The following is a 20,094-nucleotide window of genomic DNA, read 5'->3' as shown; positions in this document are numbered from 1 at the left end:
AAATAATTAAAACTATTTTGTTATACACATTTTTAATAAATCTTATTTTGTATAATTATGTAATTTTATATGTTTTCAAGGTATTATATCATATTTTTATAGTTACTTAACATGGACCAAACCGTTTTTTTTTGTATTATCTAGATATTCTTAATACAATAAGAATTGATTATATTACCATTAAAACTAGAATATAGCAAAAATACTGTTAAAAAGACAAGTCTATAAAGCAATTATATACTTAAGTTATAAAAATACAATTTCACTTTATAAAATCTCTATGAACATTTATTTACTTTTTTAATATTGCAATTTTGGATTAGATAAAATAAAAGAAGTGATTAAGTAGCTAAGAATAGAATTTCTCTATACTTATAAATATTAATGATAATAGATACTAAGTAAAATTATAGAAAAAAAGAGCATGTTCAATTATAAGAACAAAACTCTTTACATAATAACATTATCTATTTTTAGACTTGTAGTCAAGGTTTAATTTAGAAGCTTTTAATATAATAGAATATCATTCTAATTTACTCAAATTATCCTTTGTATCATATAATTTTGTAACAATTTTTTAATTCTAGACAAAATTAGTATATCTAATTCTTCTGCTTCACGGAATGAATAATTCATTCTATTTAACAAATCCTTATTAGGTTTTATAGAATATTTTGTCATCATAGAAAATATAATCTCTAATTTGTTCGCTAGTTCTTTAATCTTATCGATTAGAGAATTAGGAATTGCTGTAAGTCTCTCTTCATTAAGATAATTTATTTTAAAAATAAGCGCATATTTATTCTCTATTAAAGTTTTGAATCTAATTAAGATATTTGGTCTATCCTTTAGTATATTCTTGTCATAAGCAAGTACATTATATAAATCTTCATAAAAACTCTTATATATTGAAACCCCATATCTAATAGTATTATATCTTACTTGACCATCCCTAGGAGTACGAATTAGTGCTTCTCCCCCTTTTAGACAGTTATTTATAGAATCATAAAATAATTCTAATCTTGGTTTTCTATTAAAATTTTCATTTAAATAAAATGCACTTGCAGGCATATTTATTCGATACAACCATATATTATTGTCAATATTTTTTTTAATGTCTTCTATTGCACTATAAAATGCACACTCTATATTATCAAAACTTAATCTTGACTGGTTCAACACTTTACCATTTAGATTTAAATCTATAATATTAAATTCCTTTAAATTAGTATCAAATCCATATATCATTATTTCGTGCATATAATGCTTTTTGTTGTATTCTTTTGATCCTTTAATATAAAATCTATCACAATATAATGTTATATATCTGTTTTTATCTATTAAATTAATCATTTTATTAACAATATTACTTTTATCAATTATATTTTCAAAAATAATGACTTCATCATAGTAACATATAAATTCTGTTGAACCAAATTGGTTATGAAGTATTTCGTATTTGCAATCACCGCTACTTACTAAATAATTATTAAATTTTTCTATGTACCATGGTAAGTATTTTTCATCTGACATTATAGCTGAAAGTCTAATAGAATTCCAACATTCAGAAGTGACACCATGAGTTACATTTATAGGTAATATTTTTTTCAATTTATTTTTTTCCTTTCATTTTTTTAGGACAAATTATAAATAAATACTAACATCATTTTTTATAATTTATACTTTTGTCAAAATATTACATAATATAAGTAATCGTAAAAATATTATCATATATTATTTGTTATATTATAATATATAACAACATGATTTACAATATGTCTTTGGTATTTGGCTGTCAACTCTGGAATTTGACACTTGTAACTACATAAAACCTCTACAAAACCTATTAATGGAATGTCAAAGATGAGATTATATCATGAATAAGTAATATTTTTTTTAAATAAAATTAAAGTTACTCTAAAAAGTCATTATGCATTAAAAAAAGCTCTTTAAAAATAATAGAACAAAATTATGAAAATCAGTTTCAATTATTTATAAAGAGCAATTTTATATTTAATTTTATTATTAAAATAATTATTAGAATCTTATCATATTTGTTATTTTTTAGATTGACAGTTATACTGTGCAGGACAATTACTACATCCACTGCACTTTTTCCCCGCTTTTTTGTCTTTGTACATTTTATAAATAGCCAATCCTACTAAAAGAATGATAATAAAGGCAGCAATAAAATTTCCCATCTAAGCTATCTCCTTTTGTTGTCGGCTTTGGTTAATGCCTTCTACTCCTTCATATTTGTTTCTCTTGATTAGTGTAATCAACAATATAACTACAGCTATTAAAATTATTATTGATGCCACGAAACCTTCTGCAGGTTTACCGTATACTATAAGTGAACCAATTTGATTGACTAATAGAGCTAAAGTATATCCTACTCCAAATTGTATTCCTATTGCTCCCCATAGCCATTTTTTAGACCCCATTTCAGCATTCATTGCACCAATGGCTGCAAAACAAGGTGGTGTGAATAAGTTAAAGAACATATAAGCTAATGCACTTACTGCTGTTAATCCACCAGCTGCAATAAGTACATTATCACTACCTGGTGTACTAAGCGCTGCCTCAGCATTATCACCAAATAATGCAAAACAAACTGCAAGTGTTGCAACTACATTCTCTTTGGCTATAAAGCCTGTTACTGCAGCTGCTGCAAATTGCCATATTCCGAATCCTAATGGAATAAATAAGAAGGCTGCCGGTTTAGCAATGGTTGCTAACATACTCGAACTTACTCCTTCGTCTCCTACTAATTTTAAACTAAAATCAAAAGATTGTAAAATAAATACTGCCGCATTACATACTAAGATAATTGTACCAGCTTTCACAATAAATCCTTTAGCACGGTCTAGCATTGAAAGTATAGCTCTTTTGATACTTGGTAAGCGGTATTCTGGTAATTCAATCATAAAATAATTAACTTCTGTTTCAGCTTTTGTTATTCTCTTAACTAATAATCCCACAAGAATAATTAATGTAATCGCTACAAAATATGTTATTGGAGCCATATATGATGCTTTTGGAAAGAAAACTGCTACAAACAATCCGATAATAGGGGCTTTCGCACCGCAAGGAATGAAAGGAGTCAACATCGCTGTCATTCTTTTCTGTCTTTCACTCTTAATTGTTCTTGTTGCCATAACTCCAGGTATTGCACAACCATATCCTACTACCATAGGTATAATCGACTTCCCTGAAAGTCCGATCTTTTTGAAGAATCTATCCATTACAACAGCAACACGTGCCATATAACCACAATCTTCTAATAATGAGAGTAAGAAAAATAGAACCATGATTAATGGTAAGAAACCTATTACGGCACCAACACCGCCAATAATACCATCAACAATTAATGCATTCAAGAAATCATTAGTACCTGCACTTTCCAGTGCACCTGAAACCGTATTCGACAGCATTTCTATTCCTGTTTCTAGATATCCAGCTAACAACGGTCCAAGCCAAGTCTGAGATATGTAAAATACTGCCCATAAAATCAATCCAAATATTGGAATACCTAACCATTTATGAGCGATAATACGATCTGCTTTATCAGCTATAGTCACATTGCTAGATTTCACTTTTCTAACTTCAACCTTTTTGGTTATCGCATTAACAAAATTAAATCTCATTTTATCGGATTTTTCTGCATCTGCTTTATTCTTTATTTCAAAATCATCTTCAACTATTTTTGGAGCCACTTGACCGCCTTTTCTTTTACCATACTCTATAGCGGAGGTAGCTAATTCTTTAAGTCCTGACTCTTTTAATGCTGAAGTTTCTATTACTTGACAATTCAATAGGTTTTTTAATCGTGGTACATCTATGATAAGACCACTTCTCTTAACCATATCATATTTATTAAGAGCTACAACAACAGGAATGCCTAATTCCAAAAGTTGTGTTGTGAAAAACAAACTTCTATTTAGATTAGAAGCATCAACAACATTAATAATAACGTCTGGATTCTCTTCTTTAACAAAATCACTTGTTATACTTTCTTCTGATGTAAATGGACTCATTGAATAAGCACCTGGTAAGTCTACAACCATAACTTCTTCTGACTTATTACTCTTAAGATTACTCTTCAATTTTGCAACTTTCTTTTCAACTGTAACACCAGCCCAGTTGCCGACATGCTCAATTTTTCCCGTTAACGCATTAAACATTGTCGTTTTCCCACTATTAGGATTCCCTGTTAATGCAATTTTCATATTATACCACCTTTTTCCCTTTTATTTTATAATATTGATTATCATTCTCATCAAATGATAACATTAGTCCGCTTAAATAGATAACAACCCCTAATATTCTGTATTTAATTATATTATGTTAAAATTAAGCAACTTGAATTATCTTAGCTAACTGTTCGTCAATACCATAACGACTATCTTTTATATTAATAATGTAATTTGTTGCAACTTTTGAAATAATAGTTACTTTTTCACCTTCATAACATCCTAAAGAAAAAAGGAATCTTACCATATCATCTTTCCCTGATATTGAATTTACTGTATATTCTTTATTTAACTTTGCTTTCGATAAAATCATAATATTCACTTCCCTTATTTATTAATGGATATTTCAATTCGTTTATACCATATTACAATGCTCTAACATAATAAGACATGGTATTCATTTATAAGTCTATAATATCAAAAATGATAATCATTGTCAATAATAAAAAGTAATTTATTGAAAAAGATTATCAAAATCAATTCAATAATTTTAAAGACTTTAATATAATTAATATACTAAAGTCCTTAATAATTAACTCAACTTTTTCACTTTTTATTTAATACAGGTAAATAAAAACTTAGAAGTTTGTTTTTGTAGAATAAAAAGATAGAAGAAGCTCCTATATTTTTATTTTTCATAAGCTCTATATAACATAGCAGCACCTATAATTCCAGCATCGTTACCTAATTTGGCTACTTGAACCTTGGTTTTGAATGCTTCTTCTCCACCATATATTTCATTGATTATTTCTTTTTTCAATGGTTTAATCAGATTATCTCCTTGAGCTGATACTCCACCACCTAGAACAATAATTTCTGGTTGGAATATATTGATAACATTAACGATTCCAACTGCTAGAAGTTTGACATAATTATCTATTACAGCACCTGCAACTTCATCTCCTGCTTGTGCAGCATCAAAAGGAATTTTAGCATTCATCTTATCTAAGTCCCCATCTACCATCTTATAAAGTAGAGAGTCAGTATTTTGGGCTGCTGCTTCTTTTGCATCTCTTATCAAAGCTGTAGCTGATGAATATTGTTCCCAACAACCTTTTCTGCCGCAACTACATGTTATTCCATTAAAATCAATAGATACATGTCCAAGTTCTGCTCCGCCATTAAAACTACCGTCTATAATTTTTTCATCAATTATGACGCCGCTACCTACACCTGTACCAAGTGTAATGGCTACAAGGTCCTTATAACCTACTCCAGCTCCACATTCATATTCTCCTAGAGCTGCAACATTAGCATCATTTCCAAGGTATACCGGTTTGTCGATATACTTTCTTATTTCATCTCTAATTGGTGTGTTCTTGAAATTCAAATTATTGGTATACACGATAATACCGTTTTCTGGGTCTGGTGTTCCAGGACTCCCTACACCTATGGAATGTATGTCTTCAAGATTTATTCCTTCTTCTTCAATTAGTTTTAAGGCTAACATTGCCATATCTTTTAGAATAGGTTGATATTCCCTTTCCCTAAGTGTTGGTGTAGAACCTTTTCTAATAATTGTACCATCTTCTGCAACTATCGCGGCTGCTATATTTGTTCCTCCTAAATCAATTCCAATGTTATACATGTAGTCCTCCTTAAATTATTATCTTTTTATATCTCTTTCTTCATTTCTGCGTTTTAAATTACCGCTTACCCTATTAACCAAATCACTTGCAGCATTATACCCCATTTGTTTCTGTCTATGGTTTATAGCTGCTGACTCTACAATGATAGCAATATTTCTTCCTGGACGTATAGGTATAGAGTGACATATTACTTTGTTTCCTAGAATCTCTATATATTCTTCTTTCAAGCCTAACCTATCGTATTCTTTTTCAGGATTCCATAGTTCCAATTTAATTACCAAATCTATGTTTTGAATTTTCTTCACTGATTCAACACCAAATAAGGTCTTCACATCAATTATACCAATACCTCTAAGCTCTATGAAGTGTCTGATTATATCTGGTGATGAGCCTAATAGTGTTTGTTCTGATACTTTCTTTATTTCTACAACATCATCTGCAACTAGACGGTGACCTCTTTTTATGAGTTCAAGGGCAGACTCGCTTTTTCCAATTCCACTTTCACCCATTATCAATACACCTTCGCCGTAAACATCTACCAATACACCATGTATTGATATTCTAGGTGCCAATTGTACACTTAACCATCTTATTATTTCAGCCATAAAAGCTGAAGTAGTCTTTTTGGTCTGTAGTATAGGTACATTATTGGCTATAGCCATTTCTAACATATCGTCAAAGGGTTCTAATTCTCTTGATAATATCAAGCAAGGTATCTTTCTTGAAAATAAGGTATTCAGTACTTCTTTTCTTGCTTCCTTATCCATTTTCTCTAAGTAAGTCACTTCTACTTTACCTATGATCTGAACACGTTCTGAATCAAAATAATCAAAAAATCCTGCTAACTGTAAAGCGGGTCTATTAATATCAGAATGATTAATTACGATGTTTTCAATATCTACTTCTGGAGTTAAATTTTTAAGTTTCATCTTATCAACTAATTTAGTCAATTTCACTGTGTACATAAGAATGCCTCCTAAGCTATCTTTTTAATATTTTAGCATATTATAAAATATTTATCATTATATTTTTTTATCAATGAATTAATTAAAGTTATAAATCAGTTTGGTTAATCTAATTATGGAAAAAATCATATATGGTCTGAGCGACTTTTCTATTTATACCTTCAACTTTTTCCAATTCATCAACAGTCGTTTCTTTTATCTTTTCAACCGAACCAAAGTACTTAATCAGATTCACCCTCCGCTTCGGACCAATACCTTCAATGTCATCCAATATAGATTGAATAGCATTTTTACTTCTTAATTTTCTATGATATTCTATAGCAAATCTATGCGCTTCATCTTGAATTCTTGTTATAAGTTTAAAACCTTCGCTGTCCTTGTCAATATTATACTCTATGTTATTATAAAAGATTCCTCTTGTCCTATGCTTATCATCTTTTACCATTCCACAAACAGGTATGGATAGACCCATTGCATCTAAAACCTTCAAAGCGATATTGACTTGACCTTTTCCTCCATCCATAAGTATTAGGTTAGGTAATCTCGTGAATTTTCCTAGACTCAGGTCTTGTTTTTTTATAAGCATCTCTTTTTGCTCTTCTAGGGCATGGGTAAATCTTCTTGTCAAGACTTCTTCCATGCTTTTATAATCATCAGGACCTTTTACTGATTTTATACGGAATTTTCTATAATCGCTTCTCTTTGGCTTACCGTCTTCAAAGACAACCATGGACCCGACTGATTCGAAACCATGTATATTAGATATATCATATGCCTCTAATCTCTTGACTTCATCATCAATACCAAGTATATCCACAATTTCTTTTACAGCACCTTTAGTTCTCATGTCTTCTTTTCGCATTTTTTCACCAAATTGCTCGAAGGTAAGTAAAGCATTGTTGGCTGCCAATTCCACCAGTTTATGTTTTTCACCTTTTTGTGGAACTTTTATATAGACTTTCTGTCCTTTTTTACTGGACAGCCAAGCATTGATTATATTAGCTTCGTCTATATCCTCTTGGAGGATGATTTCTTTCGGTATGAATGGAGTTCCTGAATAAAATTGCTTAACGAATTCTGTCATCACTTGACGTCTATGTAGTTCTTCCACTCCATCAAGGTGAAAATGTTCTCTACCTATTAATTTGCCGTTTCTAACAAAATATACTTGAACCAATGCTTCGTCATGAGCTTTTGCAAAAGCAATTACATCTTGATCTTCCATTGAAGCATTTATGATCTTTTGTTTACATGCAATACTATTAACACTTGCCATATGATCTCTATATTCCGCTGCTTTTTCGAAGTCTAATTCTTCAGCTGCTTTTTCCATTTTATCTTTTAATATGTTTATGACTTTATCGTATTTACCGTTGAGGAATTCCAATATTTCTGCTATCAATTTCCTATATTCCTGTTCGTTGATATAATCTTGACAAGGAGCATGACATTTATTGATATGGTAATTGAGACAAGGTCTGCTCTTCCCTATTTCTTTTGGTAGGTTTTTATTGCAAGTCCTTATCTTCCATATCTTGGTAATTACTTCAATAGTATCTTTTGCACCTTTTACATTGGTATAAGGTCCGAAATATTTAGCTTTATCTTTTTTAAGCTTTCGTGCATAAATGATTCTAGGATATTTCTCGTTGACAGTTACTTTTATATATGGATATGATTTATCATCCTTAAGTAACGTATTATATTTGGGTCTATGTTTTTTGATTAGATTACACTCTAGAATAAGGGCTTCCAGTTCAGAATCTGTCACTATATACTCAAATGACTTTATCATGGTAACCATTTTTTTAATTTTACTAGAATGATTGGTTGACTTACGAAAATATTGTCTGACCCTGTTTCTAAGTTTTATCGCTTTACCAACATATATAATATTCCCATATATATCCTTCATCAAGTAAACTCCCGGTTTCATGGGTAGTTTTTTCAATTCTTCTTCTATATCAAACATCCATAATCATTCCTTCTGTAATCTTCTATTAACACCTTCCACCTTCATATCTTATATTATACTAATTAATCTCCTGATATTGCAATTCATATAAATTGTGATATATGCCTTTTTTTGCCAATAATTCCTGGTGATTACCTATTTCTCTAACTCTTCCTTTATGAAGAACTATTATTTTGTCTGCATGTTGTATAGTGGATAATCTATGTGCAACTACAAGAGTTGTCCTTCCTTCCATTAATTTATACAATGCATCCTGTATGAGCAGTTCCGTTTCAGTATCAATATTGGCTGTTGCCTCATCCAATATCAGTATTGATGGGCTGAATGCAAGAGTTCTTGCAAATGACAACAACTGCCTTTGTCCTGATGAAAAAGTAGCCCCTCTCTCGTATACTTTCTCATTGTACTTATCTGGTAATTTCTGTATGAATTTATCTGCATTTACATATTTAGAAGCTTTTTTAATCTTTCCGTCAGTTATTTCATTATTTTTCAATCTAACATTACTATTTATATTCCCAGTAAACAGAAATACATCTTGAAGCATCTGTCCTATACTTGACCTTAAGCATTTTAGGTCTAAATCTTTTACGTTATACCCATCGATTAGTATTTCACCTTTTTGGATATCATAATATCTGCTTATGAGATTAAGTATTGACGTTTTTCCTGCTCCCGTAGCCCCTACAAATGCTACTGTTTCCCCAGGACTAACTCTAAATGATACATCTTTCAGTACCCATTCACCTTCATTATAGGCAAACCAAACATTCTTGAATTCTATGTTTCCATTAATTTTATCTAACTTAATAGAATCTTCTTTATTATCTATAATAGAGTCTTCGTCCAACAATGTAAAGATTTTTTCTGAAGAAGCCATAGCAGATTGTAGAATATTGAACTGCTCTGCCAACTGTTGTATAGGGTCAAAAAAGTTGGATATATACTGTATGAAGATAATAAGTTTTCCTATTGACATGGTACCTTTTATAACCATATTACCACCATAAGTCAAAACAATCGCCAATCCTATTACATATATCAAATACATAGAAGGTCTGTAAACACCAAAAACTATCAGTTGTTTCATATTAGCGTTCTTTAATTCTCCATTAGCTTTTTTGAATTCGTTCATTTTTCTTTTTTCTTGAGAGAATATCTGTACGATTCTCATGCCTGATATATGTTCTGATAAAAATGCATTGATTGCTGCCACTTTAGTCCTGACTTCACGATAAGCTTTTCTTGAAAAATGTCTGAATAACATAGTTGAAATTATTAATAAAGGTATAACTAGGAATATTGCTAAAGTCAACCTCCATTCAAGTATGAACATCATAACAGATATACCAGTAAGCATTAAAACACTCTTTACAGAGTTAACTATAACACTGGTATACATCTCATTCAGAGTTTCCGTATCGTTAGTTACTCTAGTCACTAATTTTCCTACCGGATTATTATTAAAAAATTGTATCGATAAATTTTGTATATGGGTAAATACATCATTCCTTATATTATAGATTATCTTTTGCCCTGTGTAATTAAGTAATATTGTCTGTAAATAGGTAATGACCAAACCTAATATTAATACAACAATAAATATAATCGTTATCTTTACTAATCCATTAATATGATCATTTCTAAGTAATCCAATTTCTCCATCATTCAGGGAAATTACCTCTTTTTTCACATTATTGTAACTGATATAATATTTACCATCCTTAGAGGATACTTTTTGGACATTACTCAATAAGCTTATTTCAGAAATATCAATATCACTAATTAGGAAATATGGTTTTTCATAAGCATCATCATAGATAATTCCAGCTTTTCTGGCTTCTGTATATTTATTTTTTTCGTCTGACACTAGATAAACATCTTTTACTTTAATAGCTCCTTCTGTATCTTCATCAACAATAGAATACATAGTATCATATTTAGTGATTATGTCATCAACAGCATTACCAACAAGTATAGGTTTTACTAGGTCAGCTCCCACTACACCTATTAATAAAATCAAAGATACAGTTATCCATGCCATATATGGTTTAGCATATGCTAAAAGTCTTTTCAGAAGCTGTTTGTCATATCCTTTTTTTATTTCAACTTCTTCATTATCATGCATATAAAAGCCTCCTATTCCTTATCAAGTTCTTTTTCGAGCTGTTGCTTCTGAACCATATTGTAATACAGACCTTTTTGCTCTAATAAACTTTCATGATTTCCGGATTCTATAATTTTACCTTCATCTATTACAATGATCTTATCTGAATTTTGTATAGTCGATATCCTGTGAGCTATAATTATTGTTGTTTTGTCTTTTCGCTCATCTTTTATATGTCTAAGTATCTGTTCTTCAGTATTAGTATCTACAGCTGATACTGAATCATCTAAAATCATTATTGCAGGATCTTTTATTAATGCCCTTGCTATGGATATACGCTGTTTTTGTCCTCCTGATAAAGTAACTCCTCTTTCACCAACAATAGTCTCATATTTATGGGAAAATTCAATAATGTTGTCATGCACATTAGCATTTCTTGCTGCACATTCTATATATTCATCACTTGTTTCTATTACACCAAAAGCGATATTTCTAGATATAGTATCTGAAAACAAGAAATTATCTTGAGGTACGTATCCTATAGAATGTCTGAGGACTTTTAGTGGAATATTCATTATGTCTTGATTATCTATAAAAATAGTTCCTCTTGGAGGATTATACATTCTTAATAGCATATTCACCAATGTAGTCTTACCACTTCCCGTTCTCCCAACTATTCCAAGGGTTTCACCTTTGTTGACAGTGATGGATATATTATCGAGATCCTTGATATCAGAACCGGGATAATTGAAAGTTAGATTTTTTATTGCGATATCACCTTTGATAGATTCAATTTCTTTGACTGTTCCTTCATCTAGTATTTCTGGTTTTTCATCTAGTATTTTTTGAAATCTTGATAATGAAGCTAATCCTTGAGACATTATGTTAATACACCAACCAAATGCAATCATTGGCCATACTAACATAAGAAGATATTGTGTAAATGCAACGAAATCACCAAGAGATATGTTACCAAGCATAGTCATATACCCTCCGTAACCAAGTACTATGGCTATACTTAATCCTGTTACTAACGTAGCAAGTGGATTCATGATTGCATGCAACTTAATAACACGCATATTTTTATTATAATTATCCTTATTAATCTTATTAAATGCTTTTATTTCCTTTGATTCTTGTACAAAAGCTTTTACTACTTGCACTCCTGAAATATTTTCTTGAACCATTTCTGACATATGGGCAAAAGCTTCCTGCTTATTTTTGAATCGTGATCTTATGGCTTTACCAAAAAAAAAGCCACCTATAGCTATAAGCGGTAAAGGTATTATAGCGACCAAAGTCAAATTAAGACTTATTTTAGTTATCATCTGATATATGACCAAAACCAATAATGTAATAGCATCCAAAGACATCAGAACACCTGGTCCTACCATCATTCTTATGGCATTGAGATCATTAGTGGCATGGGCCATCAGATCACCTGTTTTATGTTCATTGAAGAATCTTAATGATAATTTCTCTAGATGTCCGAAAAAATCATTTCTAAGACCATATTCTATTTTTCTAGATGTACCGAAGATAAAATATCTCCAAACGAATCTAAAACCTGATATGATAACACCTATCAATAATAGGTTAAGAACCTGATTCAGCAGATTACTGAATTCGTAATAACCACTTTGTAATCCATCAGTAATGTTACCGGTTATTACTGGTATCTGTAACTGAAAGATATCAACTACTAGTAATGCAAAAAAACCCATTAAAAAATGAAATTTATATTTTTTGAAATATTTTTTTAAAACAGATTGTGATTTATTCTTCCTTTTCTGCATGAATAATTCACTCCCTTATAATTATTAGATTCATTTTCTTTATGCAAATAATGATTTGTGTAGAACAAATATTATCATATTACCCTTTTTATACTAAAAGCATAAACATCTTCCTCTTCGGTTGAAGTATTGAATATATTATAATTAGCTTTTGAACTACATTTTACATTTATTATAATCGGTTTATCATTGTGTTCTTCTTTTTTAATTGAATAAGATGAGTACATTTGTGGATGTATACCTAGAAGTATATCTTTACAACTTTCTATCAATAACCCTTCACCATCGGTATCTGTAAAAGCTGACCATCTTACATCTGATTTATTACCACTTTCTACGCAATTATTCAAATTGTAATAATATAACCCTACTTTAGTTCCATCATTATATTCGGGATATGTATCATTAGGTCCTTTTCCCAACCATGAAAAATCATTAAACCTAGCAGGTATCTCTAATATCATTCCTACTTTAATGAACTTATTATTTGAACGAATCCTATTTATTATACTTACTTTGCCATCTGGTTCAATCACATAGTTAGTTATAATATTACCTTTTATTTGTGCACATTTTCTTATGACATCAATATGTATACTACCTTTTTTGGTATTATCAACTTTTATATCTTTGACTCTTGACATTTCCAACTTCTCATTATGGTTTTCTATGTATATCTTGACAGGAGATAAGATATATTGTTGTCTGTCAAATTCTACCGAACGTATATTTCCTTTTAATTTATCGATAACTATTTCAAAATTATCTCCAATAATTTCATATTTTAATTTTCTATCTCTTAACTTGGCAGAATTCAATTCTTTCGCTTTTCTTTTTTTATGAGCCTTATACGGTATTCTGAATTGAGCAAAAGCTACATTATATGCTTTTTTGCTCCACCATGATTCTTCTTTTGTCACCATATTTATATTAATATGATACCAAGCATTCTCAAGGATGTCTTTAATATTATACTCGATATATATATCTTTTCTTTTGCTGATGGGAATAGTTATATCAGTTAACTCTCCACTCTTTATCATAATTCCATCTTCTAGTATTTCCCAATTCAGAGTATAATTATCGAGTTCTAATATGTCTGAACAGTTTTTCACACTAAATATTCCTCTTATAATATCTTTTGGATATATATTTATTGATTCATACTGTTTTTTTATTTCATATGAAAACGGTGTTAGCTGTCTATTATTATAGACTATACCTCTATCAATGATTTCATCTGTTTCATTATCCCTAATTATCAAAAAGTCACATAAAAAATTACCTGCTATAGGATGGTCATTGCTTGATTCTCCTTTTTGATCATCTTGTTTAATAAAATCATATGTAAATATTACAGGATTATAATTCTTGAGACCTGAATTCCCTTCATAATAGATTGGTCTAGTATTATCCAATAACATGATCTTCTTATAGAATTTTATGGGTATATCAACTCTACTGTCTATAGTCCAGATAATTACACATGAATAGTTTATATATTTGTATATAGTATCTTTTATTTCTTCCTCATGACATATTATTTGCTCTTCATTATCAGGTATTGATATAGGTTTATTAATAACATAAATACCATATTCATCACACATATCATAAAAAATATGTGCATTAGCATAATCATATGTTATAACAGTATTGATATTATTTCTTTTCAATAAAATAATGTCTTCAAGATATTTGGACTGCAATGCCTCTAAATCATCATCTTCATAGTTATTGTAAATTACTCCATTCAAACATACTTGTTTACCATTTATATGTATCATATTGTTTTTTGCCTCAACAAATCTAAAACCATGTTTAAAACTTTTCTCACATAACTCCTCATCATTTTCATTTTTCACAATGATTTTGAAGCCATAGCATTTAGGCAAATCAGCTGTCCATGTCTGAATATCTGTAAGTTCAACTTCTAAAGTGACTTTTGTTATTTTTCCTGATAAGACACATCTTATATCAGTTATCAACTTTTCATCTTCATTATTAATCATCATTAATTCAATTTTAACTGGCTGTATTGTTAAACCTGTATAAGTTATAAAAACATCAGTATACATATATATTTGATCGTATTCTTCGCTGAGAACCTTGGAATTGACATAATATCTATCTATATTTATTTTTTTATCATTAGTATCATGCATATTATTTTTCACCCCTTTACATATATGTTGATAATCTATAACATATCTATTTCTCCTCAATAACCCTTTCTTATAAGGTAAGAAACAGCGACTACAAGTATAGCCACTGTCAATAAATTTGACTTTTGTTCAATAGTTCTTCGTATTCATCAACTTTATCAGCTAAGAAATCAGCAAGACCAACAAATTCACATCCTAGGCAATACTTATTCCCCTGTTTACTGCTTCTTATAATTTTGACTACGCAATAAAAATATCTTTCCTCATCAAATTCTATTTTAGCATTGAAATAATAGTTGACAGGGAAATTATCAGAACACATTATTCCAATACCGTTTTTTGAAATATCTATGACTTCAATAGTCTTATTATTTAGTTTTATTATGTCATTATTCTGTTTAAAAAGAGAATTAATTTCAAGTTCTAATTTTATGGGTAAACGCCTGTATCTTCTTCTTTCTTCCATATCATAGATCTCCCTTTTAAAATTATAATTAAATAATGAAACTTCATTAATGTTTTTTGTAGTCTTTTATCTTTATTTCTAGATACTAATCCCTAATTGTAACCTTTTCATTTTACTTATTTTTAAAGTCGTGTATCAATTTCTAATTATACCATAAAATGGTATTAAAATAAAACAGGCAATAAATTATTTTTTTTTATTTTATAAGATTTAATTGACAAACTTTAATAGATATATTAATATAAAAATTGTATGCAAATTAATAAATAAAACGTTTATAATATAAGGACCTCAATTTTAACACCTATAGTTTAATTCAATCATAATAAATTGGTATACCTATTACAATTTCAGATTTACATTGTTATACATGATTTTATTCTGAACATTTGGTTGTTTCTATAGCTTACGTGGCAAAATTGAGTAAGTAATATATCTTATTAACGCTCGTTCTATTCAAAATATAAAGGAGGAATCATCCCTATGAACGAAAATGTAAAATTATTAGATCACCCATTGCTCCAACATAAACTTACATTATTACGTGATAAGAATACTGGATCAAAAGATTTTAGAGAACTAGTTAAAGAAATTGCAATGTTAATGGGCTATGAAGTAACTCGTAACCTACCGTTAAAAGAAACAACTATAGAAACACCAATTTGCAAAACTACTTCTAATATGATTAGTGGTAAAACTCTTGCTATTGTTCCTATTTTAAGAGCTGGTCTTGGTATGGTAGATGGTATGTTAAGTTTATTACCTACTGCAAAAGTTGGACATATTGGTTTATATAGAAATGAAGAAACTCTACAACCTGTCGAATATTATTGTAAACTCCCAAAAGATATTGATAAAAGAACAGTAATAATAACAGAACCAATGCTTGCTACTGGTGGTTCAATTGTTGCTGCTGTCAGTCTTTTAAAATCATATGGTGTTAAACACATCAAAATCATGTGTCTAGTAACTTCAAGACCTGGAATTGAAGAAGTATATGCTCATCATCCAGATGTTCAAATCTTTACTTTAGCTATTGATGAAAAATTAAATGATATCGGATATATTACACCTGGATTAGGAGATGCTGGAGACAGGATCTTTGGAACTAAATAGATATTTATAAGAGCTGGTATTATCAGCTCTTTTTTTTGATAATTTATAAATTATCTTATAATTTGCTTTTGCCTTTCTACAAAGCCTCATGATTAGTTTACCTACATATAATATTAAATTAGAAAGTTACACTTCTTAATTAATGTATCTATATCATTTCTTACAAATCTATTATATTAATAAACTGTTAATTAAATATTAATTTCATTTATTGTTGATGTAGTAAAAAAGCAAATAAAAAACCTATAAAAATGTAAATATTTGGTAATTAAAGCAACCTCTTGCATTTTTTCTTTATTAAGGTTATAATATCACTGTAATATTTAGTTAACATTTCTGTAATAACTAATTTTTATAGAATATTTTTCCTTAATATTAACAAATAATAACATTAGCTCTAGGAGGTTTAATTATGAAAAAACGAGGTATCAAGAAATTAGCTCTAGGTATATTAGGAGGTTTGGTTTTATCACTTAACGTTAACGCTGCTACTATAGGTATTGTTAATGTGGAGAATCTTAACGTTAGAAGTGGTCCTAGTACCACCAGTTCTATCGTTGACTCTGTTCATTTTGGTGATAAATTAGAGATTCTTTCTAAAACTAATCAATGGTATAAAATTGACATTGATATGTTAAGCAATGCGTATGTACATAGTAGTTATATTAATATTGATGACATTGGTAAATCAAGAATTGTAGTAAATAATGGTGAATTAAGAAATTCCCCTAATCTATTAGGAAACAAAATAGCAGATATCACAAACGGAGAATTTATAAATGTAGTATACCAGACTGGAGAATGGTTCTATGTTGCTACATCAAAAGGTAAAGGCTATATGCACTCTAATAGTTTTACAGCACCTGATAATGATGTAAAACCATCTGAAAAAGAAGATAGTAAAGATGCTCCTGAAAGTGACGCTACTCCTGAAAGTGAAGATACACCTAAAAAAGAGAACAAAAAAGTTGTTACCGTTACTACGAATGTGTTGAATGTTAGGCAAGAAGCTTCTATTGCATCTAGTAAAATAGGTCAAGTGTATAGATATAATACTTTTGACATAATTAGTGAATTAGAAGAATGGGTATCAATCAAATTGTCAAACGGAAATATTGGTTATATATATAAAACTTATGTAGAAATTTCTGATCAAAAAACCATTGCGAATGTTTCACAATTAAGACAAGATGTTGTTAATTATGCCAAACAATTTTTAGGCAACCCTTATGTATGGGGCGGTAATAGCTTAACAAAAGGTGTTGACTGTTCTGGATTCACACAACAAGTAATGAAGAAGTTCGGCGTCAGCATAAACAGAACTGCAAGTACACAATTCAAAAATGGGACAAGAATATCCCAAAAGGATTTGTTACCTGGCGACCTTGTATTCTTCGGATACAATAATAGAATATCTCATGTAGGATTATACATAGGTAATGGTCAAGTTATTCATGCCAACAATCCTAGAACTGGTATTGTCATCAATAAGTTGACTAGTAACCAAATGCTACCTTATATAGGTGCCACTAGAGTAATTAATTAATAAAACCCTCGTTTTTTCATGAATTAACAATATATTTATTATGGTAATAATATAACAATACATAATAAGCTGAGATGACCATTCATATATGGTCACCTCAGCTATTTTTATTAGGACATTAGTCTTCTTTCAATTTTAGATAGAGGGTTATTCTTTTGTGCAAGACAACTAAAAGTTCTCAAGTATATATCTTTCTGCTGAATATACTGATGTAGCTCCATCGGCAGCAGCAGTAACTATTTGTCTTAAAGTCTTTTGTCTTATATCACCAGCTGCAAATACCCCTTTAACACTTGTTTCACAAGATTCATCAGTTATAACATACCCTTTTTCATCACAATCGACTTTTTGTTTTATAAGCTGTGAATTAGGTTCTGTACCTATTCCAATAAAGACACCATCAACATCTAGTTCAACTAACTTATCTGTCTTATTATTAAGAATAGATATTTTTTCTACTTGGTCATTTCCTATTACTTCTTTTAATTCTGAATTCCATAATATCTCAACTTTTTCTTCATCATGTTTCAATAAGCTGTCTTGTAATATTTTTACTGCTCTAAGTTCATCTCTTCTGTGAATCAGATATACTTTCTTACACATTCTAGCTAAGAAAATAGCATCTTCTACAGCTACATCTCCTCCACCTACAACTGCAACATTTCTGTTTCTGAAAAATGCGCCATCACATGTAGCACAATAAGATACTCCTCGTCCAGTAAGTTCTTTTTCACCCTTAACACCTAGTTTTCTCCACCTAGCACCTGTAGCCATAATTATTGCTTTTGTGCTGTACTCGCTACTAATCGTCTTAACTTTTTTGATTGTAGTATCTAATAATAGATCAGTCACTTCTTCTGATTTTATTTCTATTCCTAATTTTTCTGCATGTTCCCTCATTTTGGTACTCAGTTCAAAACCAGTTATATCAGGAATTCCTGGATAGTTATCAACTTCATAAGTATTTATCACTTGACCTCCAGGAACATCTTTTTCTAATACAACAGCTTTCAGCATAGCTCTTTGAGCGTATATGGCTGCAGCCATACCCGCTGGACCCGAACCTATAATTACTAAATCATAAATATCAGCCATCTCAGTCACTCCTTAATCGCATTTTTTAATTCAATCAATATATTAACTAATTGCATCGCTCTCCTCTAACATATTCTTAATAGCTGATGAACCATTGATCAAACTTTGTAGATCTCTATCATTTTGGACATATTCTGCCATTTTGGGATGTAATGTCAACACATTCAATATATCTTTTTCGGCACATTCAATTAAGTTTAATTTCATATAGCAACAAGCCCTATTATAATATAGGAATACTGCATCTTCATTATTTTTAATTCCTTCTGTGAATACTTTAACAGCATTATTATATTCTTCTTGATCCCTATATAATACACCTAAATTCAAAAAAGAGTATGGATAATTCTTGTTATACCTTATTGCCTGCTCATAATACTTTTTTGCTTGATCTATTTCATCCTTCTTAGTCATTAATACACCCATATTAAAAAGTACCATATAATGTCTATTATCAACTTTTAGAGCTTTTTCCATTAACATTAATGCTTCATCATTTTCATCTCTCTGTTCATAAATAGAACCAAGATTGATACATGCCCAAAAATCATATGGGTCAATTTCAAGAACGTGATTATAATTTTCTATTGCCTTTTTAGTATCTCCTAAATAATCATAAGCATATGCAAGAAAAAAATAAGCTTTATTGTAATAAGGATCGCACTCTATCGCTTTATTGTAATATGGTATTGCCTTTTCAAAATTATCTTTGTGATCATAAAGTATTGCAATTCCATAATATGCTCTTGCTTCACAATCGTTAATCTTAAGTATTTCCTTGTACACTCTAAGTGCATTCTCATAATCATCTAATTCATCGTAGATGATAGCCATATCCAATAATAATTCAATATCATTATTTTTACCATAATCATACGCTTTATTAAAATAATATAATGCTTTTAATAAATTATCTTCTTCATAACACTTTTTACCTAATATAATAAAATTGTCAATATGATATTTTTTCATAATTACTCTCTTTCATAACATCTTTATGTATAGTATTTTAGGAGTATAC

15 protein-coding genes are annotated in these 20,094 nt (G+C 29.7%); 2 read left to right on the top strand and 13 right to left on the bottom strand.

Going from position 1 to position 20,094, the window contains the following annotated elements:
- Positions 1-537 precede the first annotated feature (537 nt).
- From QMG30_RS14410 to QMG30_RS14360, 11 genes are all read right to left on the bottom strand, one after another.
- Positions 538-1,611 carry a hypothetical protein gene (locus QMG30_RS14410; protein WP_281816520.1) on the bottom strand — a complete coding sequence of 358 codons (1,074 nt, stop codon included), beginning with the start codon at positions 1,609-1,611 and terminating at the stop codon, positions 538-540.
- Positions 1,612-2,057: 446 nt separating this feature from the next.
- Positions 2,058-2,201, bottom strand: a complete 144-nt coding sequence (locus QMG30_RS14405; protein ID WP_281816518.1) for a FeoB-associated Cys-rich membrane protein — start codon at positions 2,199-2,201, stop codon at positions 2,058-2,060.
- Positions 2,202-4,229 carry a ferrous iron transport protein B gene (gene feoB, locus QMG30_RS14400; RefSeq protein WP_281816515.1) on the bottom strand — a complete coding sequence of 676 codons (2,028 nt, stop codon included), beginning with the start codon at positions 4,227-4,229 and terminating at the stop codon, positions 2,202-2,204.
- Between the two features lie 124 nt (positions 4,230-4,353).
- Entirely contained in the window at positions 4,354-4,566 is a 213-nt protein-coding gene (locus QMG30_RS14395; RefSeq protein ID WP_309298649.1) for a FeoA family protein, read from the bottom strand.
- 315 nt (positions 4,567-4,881) lie between these two features.
- Positions 4,882-5,841: an ROK family protein gene (locus QMG30_RS14390; protein WP_281816513.1), complete on the bottom strand. Its 960-nt coding sequence runs from the start codon at positions 5,839-5,841 to the stop codon at positions 4,882-4,884.
- A gap of 18 nt (positions 5,842-5,859) precedes the next feature.
- Positions 5,860-6,807 (bottom strand): HPr(Ser) kinase/phosphatase, encoded by a 948-nt coding sequence (hprK, locus tag QMG30_RS14385; protein ID WP_281816511.1) that lies wholly within the window; start codon positions 6,805-6,807, stop codon positions 5,860-5,862.
- 109 nt (positions 6,808-6,916) lie between these two features.
- Positions 6,917-8,779 (bottom strand): excinuclease ABC subunit UvrC, encoded by a 1,863-nt coding sequence (uvrC, locus tag QMG30_RS14380; protein WP_281816510.1) that lies wholly within the window; start codon positions 8,777-8,779, stop codon positions 6,917-6,919.
- A 61-nt stretch (positions 8,780-8,840) separates the two neighbouring features.
- Positions 8,841-10,910, bottom strand: a complete 2,070-nt coding sequence (locus QMG30_RS14375) for an ABC transporter ATP-binding protein (RefSeq protein ID WP_281816509.1) — start codon at positions 10,908-10,910, stop codon at positions 8,841-8,843.
- Positions 10,911-10,921: 11 nt separating this feature from the next.
- Positions 10,922-12,685 carry an ABC transporter ATP-binding protein gene (locus QMG30_RS14370; protein WP_281816508.1) on the bottom strand — a complete coding sequence of 588 codons (1,764 nt, stop codon included), beginning with the start codon at positions 12,683-12,685 and terminating at the stop codon, positions 10,922-10,924.
- Between the two features lie 74 nt (positions 12,686-12,759).
- A complete protein-coding gene (locus QMG30_RS14365; protein WP_281816506.1) occupies positions 12,760-14,850 on the bottom strand; it encodes a beta-galactosidase small subunit-related protein in 2,091 nt (696 codons plus the stop codon).
- Positions 14,851-14,959: 109 nt separating this feature from the next.
- A complete protein-coding gene (locus tag QMG30_RS14360) occupies positions 14,960-15,316 on the bottom strand; it encodes a PilZ domain-containing protein (protein WP_281816504.1) in 357 nt (118 codons plus the stop codon).
- A 483-nt stretch (positions 15,317-15,799) separates the two neighbouring features.
- Between QMG30_RS14360 and upp the strand changes: the two genes are divergently transcribed.
- Together upp and QMG30_RS14350 are read left to right on the top strand one after the other, a co-directional pair.
- Entirely contained in the window at positions 15,800-16,432 is a 633-nt protein-coding gene (upp, locus tag QMG30_RS14355; RefSeq protein ID WP_281816503.1) for a uracil phosphoribosyltransferase, read from the top strand.
- A gap of 412 nt (positions 16,433-16,844) precedes the next feature.
- Positions 16,845-17,978, top strand: a complete 1,134-nt coding sequence (locus tag QMG30_RS14350; RefSeq protein WP_281816501.1) for a C40 family peptidase — start codon at positions 16,845-16,847, stop codon at positions 17,976-17,978.
- Between the two features lie 168 nt (positions 17,979-18,146).
- On the opposite strand, the gene trxB is transcribed toward QMG30_RS14350, so the two are convergent.
- Positions 18,147-19,073, bottom strand: coding sequence for a thioredoxin-disulfide reductase (gene trxB / locus QMG30_RS14345; protein ID WP_281816500.1), 927 nt, complete (start codon positions 19,071-19,073; stop codon positions 18,147-18,149).
- 42 nt (positions 19,074-19,115) lie between these two features.
- Positions 19,116-20,045, bottom strand: a complete 930-nt coding sequence (locus tag QMG30_RS14340; RefSeq protein WP_281816499.1) for a tetratricopeptide repeat protein — start codon at positions 20,043-20,045, stop codon at positions 19,116-19,118.
- Positions 20,046-20,094 lie beyond the last annotated feature (49 nt).

Source organism: Vallitalea longa (assembly GCF_027923465.1).
GTDB lineage: Bacteria > Bacillota > Clostridia > Lachnospirales > Vallitaleaceae > Vallitalea > Vallitalea longa.
Note: the sequence above shows the minus strand (reverse complement) of the source record. Positions and strands in the feature narration are given on the sequence as shown.